This is a genomic window from Undibacterium sp. SXout20W, from assembly GCF_049340285.1.
Taxonomy (GTDB): domain Bacteria; phylum Pseudomonadota; class Gammaproteobacteria; order Burkholderiales; family Burkholderiaceae_D; genus Undibacterium.
This window is the reverse complement of sequence record NZ_JBMPPH010000004.1, coordinates 199,664-207,975: the sequence shown is the minus strand read 5'-3', so window position 1 is coordinate 207,975 and position 8,312 is coordinate 199,664. Positions and strand designations below refer to the sequence as shown.

Here is an 8,312-nt window from a genome sequence, read left to right as displayed (position 1 = left end):
TCACAGCGCGCGGTAGTCATTGCCACTGGCACCATCGTGATTGGTTTGACTGGGATCGCCTTCTTCTCGGCAATGGCGAGGTTCGCGCAAACCGGTTCTTGCGTTGTGCGTGGCGCAATTGCAGGAGGGATTGTCTTATCAGAAAAATATTTACGCCATGCGTAAAACGTCGAACTGGCAATCGACTCACGTCGACAATAGGCACGCACGGAGATCCCGCTCGCCACACAATCCTGCAGGCGTTGATTCCATAGCGATATTTGTATTGGGTCGTGGCTCATGCCTTCTCCTTAACTTTGAAACGAAGGAGTGTGGCGCGTTCATTTCATCATTGCTAGATGGTTGCGTCGGACGCTTACAATTATCCGCAGCTTCAGCCCCTTTTATCTGTCTGACGGTATTCCAGACAGCCGAACTATCATTTCCATGTCCCCAATATAGCCAGCCAGCATTACAAATGGAAATTATTTCCGTAAATTTTTTTGAGTTGTAGGATTTAGCTTAAATGTAAATTCAAATAATTCCGGGATGTCCCAATACTGCTTTGGACTACTAAATACATGCGGAGTAAATTCTAATAGCGAATCAACCAAGCGAGCTAGTATTAGATCGGCCTCATTTGAGTTACCGCAATCCGAAAAAAATCCTCAAGAACAACACCATTTATCAAATCCATTGAGTTCATAACAATCTGTAGGCTAAGTACCGACAGCAAACAGAACTCGACGTACATTCAGAAGGCCGATGCGGAACTCTTACCAGACGTGCGTTTCGACACAGCTTCTGCCGACTGCTGGTAGTTGTGTTTTGCTGACACAGCGCGGTAAATTAAAATTATATTTCCCAACTCTCAGTCATTCTGGCAAATATAGCAAATATAGCAATATAGACGCGGTGGCCTATCGATTGTTCAGATTCGTATTGAATTTACTGCAGGAAGCGCAAGCCTGGGTGTCGAATTCCATATAAGGCCGTGCGGGTTGCACCCACCGACTTTTTTACGGTGATACCTATAAGTCAGGCCAAAAGAAAAAAGGCACCACGCAGGTGTCTTTTCATTTGAAGCTAACTTGCCATGATTAAGCGTAAGTGCGTAAGCGACGAGAGAAATCATGCAAGGTTTGAATGCCCGATGCTTCAGCACGGGTACACCAATCCTGCAGCTGCTGTACCAATTGTTCACGACTTACTGTAGAACGTTCCCAAATCAAGCCCAACTCTACACGCATCTCGTGCATTGTTTTGAGTGCTGCGCTATGTGCTAACACTTCTGATAGCTGTTGCTTTTGAGGCGCCTGCAATTTGGTCGGCTCACGTTGCAATAATTTTTTGGCCTGTTTTAAGCGTGCTGCTTCGAATTCTGCTTTTTCACGCAATGACGCAACTTCATCGCGCCAGGTACGACGCAAGGATTTTGTGTACTTTGCCATCACATCATAACGATGTGTAATCACCGCTTGCAAGGTGTCCATGTCAATGACTGATTTCAATTCGGCAAACTTTGGTTCTGGCGCTACTTTTTTTACTTTTGCCCAACCAACCATTTCCATGCAACGAATATACATCCAGCCGATATCAAATTCATACCATTTGGACGACAATTTTGCAGAAGTACCAAATGTGTGGTGATTGTTATGTAACTCTTCGCCACCAATCAGGATACCGATAGGGAAAATGTTCGTTGAGGCATCAACGCAATCGTAATTGCGATAACCCCAGTAATGTCCAATACCGTTAATAATCCCCGCAGCAGTCACCGGAATCCACATCATTTGCACGGCCCACACAGTGACACCGATCACACCAAACAACAAGAAATCGATAACCAGCATCAAAGCCACGCCCTGCCAGCTAAAGCGGGTATATAAGTTACGTTCCATCCAATCATCTGGCGTGCCGTGACCGTATTTTTGGATCGTTTCCATATTCTTGGATTCAGTACGATATAACTCTGCGCCTTCGAATAAGACCTTTTTTATCCCACGTGTTTGTGGGCTGTGCGGATCTTCTTCGGTTTCGCATTTAGCATGATGTTTGCGGTGTACCGCTGCCCATTCTTTCGTGACTTGGCCAGTCGTCAGCCACAACCAGAAGCGGAAAAAATGGCTTGGAATAGCATGTAAATCAAGCGCACGGTGCGCCTGGCAACGATGCAAAAAGATCGTCACACTTGCGATCGTGATGTGTGTTACCATCATCGTGAAAATAAAGACTTCCCATCCCGTTGCACGAGTCAATCCGTTGGATAGAAAATCGACGACTGTATCAATAAATGTACTCAAAATGACATGTACTCCGTTGTTAACCTATGCTTCGTAGCTTATATCGAAAAGTTACTCTAGCCAAATTTAATTTCTACGCGACCGCATTGTACGCGCTTTTAGAGTAATCGCACCAATTTATATGCATACCTTAGCAGACTGGAGGGGTAATCCCATTGACCGGGGATGCCAATGTTACGACGCGTTGTGGATAAGGTAAATTGATTTGGTGATCCTGAATCACCTGCCACAGAGCAAGATTAACATTAGACAACACACTGGTGCGGCCATTTTCTGGATCAAGTATCCAAAATCCTACGCGCAACTCTAAACCGTCGGAACCAAATTTCATTAAGTAAGCGGCTGGTGGCGGGTCTTGTGCGATGCGCTCGACCTTGGCAGTTGCCTCGACCAATAACGGCAATATTTTGGCCAAATCTGTTTGATAAGAGACGATCAGATCCGTGGTGACTACGACACTACGATTAGTCAGGGAGAAATTTTGCACTGGGCTCGACACTAACATTTCATTAGGAATCACAGACTCAGCGCCATCAAAACCCTGCAGTACCGTGTAACGAGTATTAATCTGTGTCACTCTGCCATTGAATTTATCTACCGTAATCATGTCGCCAATCGACATACTGCGATCTAACAAAATAATGAAACCCGACACATAACTGCTAGTAATTTTTTGCAAACCAAACCCAAGACCAACCCCTAGCGCGCCACCGAATACAGACAACACTGTTAAATCAATACCAACAATCGTCAAGCTCACCAAAATGGCGATCAATATCAATAAGGCGCGGCCAACTCGCGAAAAGACCACTTTTAATGACGAATGCATGTTCGGCAGCAACATCAAACGTGCTTCCAAGGCCGCACTCGCCCACAAAGCAATCACAATCGTCAGGACGACGGAAATGCTTGCCTGCAAAATGTTCAGCAATGAAATTTTATTTTTACCTATCGGCAACACAACATCATCGAGTGCGGCCAACAAGTCAGGCCACAGTCCGGTGAAATGCAATACAACACCGACCCACACTAGCCCCGCGAATAATTTTTCAAAAATGGCTAAAAAACTGCCTACACGGCCATCTTTCGCAAAAGTTTTTCGAATGATGTAAAAAACAAACCGGATAATCGCAAGTGAACCGATGATAGGAAACAACAATGTCAGTAAATGGGTATGTTGCCAATGTCCTAAAATCCCCTCGCCGATCATCAGAAAAATCATATTCAAGGCGGGGGAAAGCACACGTGAAAAACTTTCTACACCGATATGCATCACACCATGAGTAGGTTCGCCTTTTGAAAATGAGCGCCTTAATACGCGCGCGATTTGCCATGCCAATATAAAGCAGACGACGACAGTTCCGACCTGCCATAAAAATTGCGGTTCACGGAAGTCATCTGCCAGATCGGAAAGAAGCGCGGTAAAATTTTGAGTACTCATAGTTTGATCAGGATGATGCTTCCCTCCAAACCATCAGAGGGAATTCAGAGCGATAGATTATTTATTACGTTCCAAAATGGCAGCAAAGAAACCGTCAGTCTGATGCAGATGCGGGTAGAGCTTCAGGAAGTCACCCATTTCCAAATCGACTTTTTGTTCCGCTAATACTTTCGAAGCAGGAACCAGCGTAAAGTCGGCGTGCTCTGCTAAGAATGCATTGACGATATCTTCATTCTCTTCATCGAGAATACTGCAAGTTGCATATACTAAGCGGCCACCAGGCTTAACCATGCGTGAAGCGCTGGCCAAAATTGATGCCTGTTTGACATTCAATTCAGCAACACCTTCAGGCGTTTGACGCCATTTTACATCGGGATTACGCCGCAAAGTGCCAAGTCCGCTACAAGGCGCGTCCACCAAAACCCGATCCAACTTCGCTGCAAGACGTTTGACCTTGGCGTCCTTTTCATGGGCAATCACAACAGGATGAACATTCGACAAACCGCTGCGTGCCAGACGCGGCTTTAATTTTGCCAGACGTTTTTCCGAAATATCAAACGCATACAAACGTCCGGTATTGCGCATCAAAGCACCTAATGCCAAGGTTTTACCACCTGCACCAGCGCAAAAGTCTGCCACCATTTCACCACGACGTGCACCAACCAACTGCGCCAGCAATTGACTGCCCTCGTCCTGAACTTCGATCGTGCCATCTTTAAATAAAGGTAAATTCTGAATTGATGGCTTTTTGATGACGCGCAAACCACTCGTAGAATACGGTGTTGGTTCGGCAAGAATAGGTGCTTGCGCCAGTGAAGCGATCACATCTTCACGGTTACCCTTAATGGCATTCACGCGCAAGTCCAGCGGGGCTGGCGTGTTTAATGCCAGGGTTAGAGCGAGCGCCTGTTCTTCACCAAAACGGGTGTTTAATTTTTCCCAGATCCACGCAGGTACATTTGCCTTCATCGTGACAGGTAAATGAGTACGGTCAATTTGCATCACGCGTTCTAACCAAGCCGTTTCTTCTTCGGTTAAACCACCAAGAGAATCGACGCCAACTGCATCGGCCAGACCTAACAAGGTCAAACGACGCATTGGCGAACCGGTGCCGGATTCGGAGAAACTGGTGTAGACAGATTTATTGCGCAACAAGCCATAAATCGCCTCTGCGATGACGCCGCGCTCACGTGAGCCGAGGCGTGGATGTTCACGGAAATAGCGTGATAAGGTTCCATCGGCCGGGCCGGTAAAACGTAAAATGTCACGCAGGACTTCTTCTGCATGGCCAATGATGGCGGGAGGTAATCTCATGGTGTTTCCTTAAAATACTGAATGGGTCAAAGCCTGACCCTGTTTTTGATCTTCGCAAGACTGACACAACATTGCAATCATTTCGTAAAAGTCAGACAAATTGTTTGACGCCATAGCACATCGATTTACCAGAAGTGGTGCCATAACAACCTACTGACGCCGTCTGCGTCAGTCTGGTTTATTCGCTAATTCTGACGATGTTGCCAACGATACTGATCTTGCCTTCCACAAACTGACGTACAGCTCGTGGATAAATGATGTGTTCCTGCGCAAGCACGCGCTGAGCCAGACTGTTTTCAGTGTCATCGTTGTAAACTGGCACGGCTGCCTGGGCGACAATCGGCCCATGATCTAGCTCTGCTGTTACAAAATGCACAGTCGCCCCATGTAATTTCACACCCGCTTCCAACGCCTGGCTATGCGTTGCCAAGCCAACAAAACTTGGCAGCAATGAAGGGTGAATGTTTAACATACGCCCTGCATAATGATTCACAAATGCAGGCGTGAGTATCCGCATAAATCCGGCTAAAACAACGATATCGGGCGAAAACTCATCAATTTTCTGCTGAAGTGCGGCATCAAATGCCTCACGCTGAGAAAACTCTTTACTGACCACGACCGCGGTTGGTATGCCCTTGCTTGCAGCATATTCTAAACCACTGGCATCTGTTTTATTGCTGATTACGGCGGCTATCTGAGCTGGCCATTTTTGGTTTACACAAGCTTCAACCACGGCTTGCATATTGCTACCACGACCAGAAATGAGGATAACAATCTTTTTCATGGCGGCATTGTACCGCTGTCCGGCCTTAAGCCCCAAATAAAAATGCTAAACGGGTGATTTATTTCAATAAAAACAATGGTATAGAGTATTGAAACAAGCTTAAAACGACGCAGTACTGAGGTTCAGAACTTAACATAAAAGCCAAAAATTGCGTGATTCGATCAGCGGGCGCAACTCTCGCTGGATTTGCTTATGCACGGATTTGACAGATTGCGCCCATTTTTTGAAAGACCGGCACAACCCACGCAGTAGTGAAACTTGCTACTGGCCACAGTTTACATCCGTCGCAAGTCTCATTAGGAAGCAAGGGACACTACTGTTTTCCGAGAGTCCCGATTATTCACAAGAATAAAAAACTCTGAATGCGACCTTTTTCGCAGCCCAATAATCCGCAGCATCCCGAAATACGTCCAACAAAGTTTCACGCGCCTCTTTGTCGAATTTAGGTGTATTCGGTAATTGCTCCAAGACAATCACAAAACCGGATTGTGAACCTGCATTGTCTATCATGTCAGTCAGACAATCTGACAAGGCATCGAGATTACGGCAAGACTTTGGGAAGCCAAATGAGCTTGCGATTTTACCTATCACTTGTAGCCGGGATTCTGCCTCAAGACAGAAAGCATATAAAAAATGCTGTCCTGCGCTGATTGCTTCAGCCTGCAAATCTGGAATATGAAACGCACGGATAGACTGCACTTCATTGGGGGCGGTACCTGAAAGTAATTCCATTTTTTCCTCAGCAATAGAAGTCATCACTATTCTCTGATACGACGAAAGGTCTCGTAATGGTCATCGGTGTAATAATATTCACCTGAACTGCTCGGATTTCCTCCGGCGATGATCCTGCGAACACCGCGGTTTCTGGCGCCAGGCGTCGGAACCGTGTACTCGTGATAGTAACCCCGTCTTTGTCGCGGCAGTCTCGATTCATAATTACCAAAAACGATACCGTCTTTGGCATAAGGGAAAGGGCCACCTTGTTTAATCAGCATAAAAGTAGTTTGTGCCTCTTTAGGCAGATCAGAGACCCACAGGTAATCATTATTCTCTTTAGCAAATGCCAATGAAACAAAAATTGACAACAGCAAGGCCAAGAATGCCTGATACCAATGGCGCTTTGCGCCAGGACGGGCACAGGGATCACTAGAACGAATAGTTAACATAAATGGTCACATCCGCGAAAAGATCATATTAGCAATTTTAGGAGAGAGTTTCATCTTTCAGTATTAGTTATCTTCATTGGTTGAGTGCATCAAGCGGCATTGTTAGCATTTTCCGGCGTTGTGGCAGCACCAAAAAACGTCAAGACGTCCTGCTGGCGTGCCCTGGTATCGTCACGTCCCAGGGCAATTAATTCTCTCGTATAACTGGATTCAAACAGTAAATAGGACGCAAGCGCTGAACCACGCGCCTCGGTCGCACCGATGCCACCTAGCATCGTACGCACAGGCAATGGCAAACTATGCGTATGCCTGTTCGCAATATCATCCAAGCGTTCCGACGGTGCAATCACTAACAAGTCCAGAGGTCTTAGCGGCGTTTTTTCAAGTAATTCTTGCGGTAGCATTGATAAGGTTTTATTGATGCGCTGGAGACGCTCAATGTCTACCGCGAGACTGTCCAAAAAAATACTGGATAATGCATGTCCGGCAATCTGCGCAAGACTAGGATACCGCGCCACCTCCGTCCGTACCGCTGGTGGCTCCGCTAAACGACCGGCACCAACGATAAGTATTTTTGTCGCCCCCAAGTGAATTGCGGGCGAAATGGGCGCTAACTGGCGCATGGATCCATCACCACAGTATTCGAGTTGCCCGCCCCAATTTAACGGTACCGCTGGAAAAATGAAAGGAATGGCAGAGGAAGCCATTAAATGCGAGACGGCAATAAAATCTCTTTGCGCCAGGCGTTGACTTCTCACCCACGGTTGTACGTCAGCGAGTGTTTGATAAAAAGTCAGATGCTGACCAGCGGTGTACGACGACGCAGTCACAGCTAAAGCGTGAAGACTACCGTTTTGAAGCGAGGCATCGAGACGTTGAAAATCGACCATCCGATTCAACAAATCTTCGAGCGGAGAATTGTCGAGCAAGGAGTTAGGTGGAGACTTGCGCCATTTATTGAGTAACCAGCCAAATGACCATAGCGAGAGCCACCGCGCACCACTACGAATGACACCCAAGGAATCAGCCCGATACACCTGCGCTGCTTCAAAGTTCTCCCAGATGCTGAGAATATTGGAGATGGATTCGCCAAAATGATCGGCACGACAAGCGAGTGCTGTCGCATTGATGGCGCCGGCTGAGGTACCACAGATAATACCAAACGGATTGGTGGCTGGATTCCAGGATGCCTCAACTAATATCTTAGCGATTTCTGCAAGGACACCAACTTGATAGGCTGCGCGCGCGCCACCACCGGTCAAAATTAATCCTGTTGTTGCGTTGTGACTCATTCGACTCCAAATAAAAAAGGGCAAATCGAGATT

General features: G+C 46.6%; 8 protein-coding genes. All 8 read right to left on the bottom strand.

Annotation, left to right across the window (positions count from 1 at the left end; genetic code table 11):
* Positions 1–281, bottom strand: a 281-nt coding sequence (tnpA, locus tag ACO0K1_RS04390; protein ID WP_423023079.1) for an IS66 family insertion sequence element accessory protein TnpA, incomplete at its 3' end; no start/stop codon positions are given.
* Between the two features lie 798 nt (positions 282–1,079).
* Positions 1,080–2,282 carry a DesA family fatty acid desaturase gene (locus ACO0K1_RS04385; protein ID WP_423023077.1) on the bottom strand — a complete coding sequence of 401 codons (1,203 nt, stop codon included), beginning with the start codon at positions 2,280–2,282 and terminating at the stop codon, positions 1,080–1,082.
* A gap of 130 nt (positions 2,283–2,412) precedes the next feature.
* Positions 2,413–3,723, bottom strand: a complete 1,311-nt coding sequence (locus tag ACO0K1_RS04380) for a mechanosensitive ion channel family protein (RefSeq protein WP_423023075.1) — start codon at positions 3,721–3,723, stop codon at positions 2,413–2,415.
* 57 nt (positions 3,724–3,780) lie between these two features.
* Positions 3,781–5,037, bottom strand: a complete 1,257-nt coding sequence (locus ACO0K1_RS04375; protein WP_423023073.1) for an RsmB/NOP family class I SAM-dependent RNA methyltransferase — start codon at positions 5,035–5,037, stop codon at positions 3,781–3,783.
* Positions 5,038–5,215: 178 nt separating this feature from the next.
* Complete coding sequence (purN, locus tag ACO0K1_RS04370) at positions 5,216–5,821, bottom strand: phosphoribosylglycinamide formyltransferase (RefSeq protein ID WP_423023071.1); 606 nt, start codon at positions 5,819–5,821, stop codon at positions 5,216–5,218.
* A 336-nt stretch (positions 5,822–6,157) separates the two neighbouring features.
* Positions 6,158–6,553: a barstar family protein gene (locus ACO0K1_RS04365; protein WP_423023091.1), complete on the bottom strand. Its 396-nt coding sequence runs from the start codon at positions 6,551–6,553 to the stop codon at positions 6,158–6,160.
* Between the two features lie 26 nt (positions 6,554–6,579).
* On the bottom strand, positions 6,580–6,987 hold the full coding sequence (locus ACO0K1_RS04360; protein ID WP_423023069.1) for a ribonuclease: 408 nt from the start codon (positions 6,985–6,987) through the stop codon (positions 6,580–6,582).
* Positions 6,988–7,076: 89 nt separating this feature from the next.
* On the bottom strand, positions 7,077–8,279 hold the full coding sequence (locus tag ACO0K1_RS04355) for a patatin-like phospholipase family protein (RefSeq protein ID WP_423023067.1): 1,203 nt from the start codon (positions 8,277–8,279) through the stop codon (positions 7,077–7,079).
* Positions 8,280–8,312 lie beyond the last annotated feature (33 nt).

Excerpts from the sequence above, each read along its gene's own strand:
- ACO0K1_RS04380 (WP_423023075.1), bottom strand. The coding sequence starts at position 3,723 with ATGAGTACTCAAAATTTTACCGCGCTTCTTTCCGATCTGGCAGATGAC.
- ACO0K1_RS04375 (WP_423023073.1), bottom strand. The coding sequence starts at position 5,037 with ATGAGATTACCTCCCGCCATCATTGGCCATGCAGAAGAAGTCCTGCGT.
- purN (WP_423023071.1), bottom strand. The coding sequence starts at position 5,821 with ATGAAAAAGATTGTTATCCTCATTTCTGGTCGTGGTAGCAATATGCAA.
- ACO0K1_RS04365 (WP_423023091.1), bottom strand. The coding sequence starts at position 6,553 with ATGGAATTACTTTCAGGTACCGCCCCCAATGAAGTGCAGTCTATCCGT.
- ACO0K1_RS04360 (WP_423023069.1), bottom strand. The coding sequence starts at position 6,987 with ATGTTAACTATTCGTTCTAGTGATCCCTGTGCCCGTCCTGGCGCAAAG.
- ACO0K1_RS04355 (WP_423023067.1), bottom strand. The coding sequence starts at position 8,279 with ATGAGTCACAACGCAACAACAGGATTAATTTTGACCGGTGGTGGCGCG.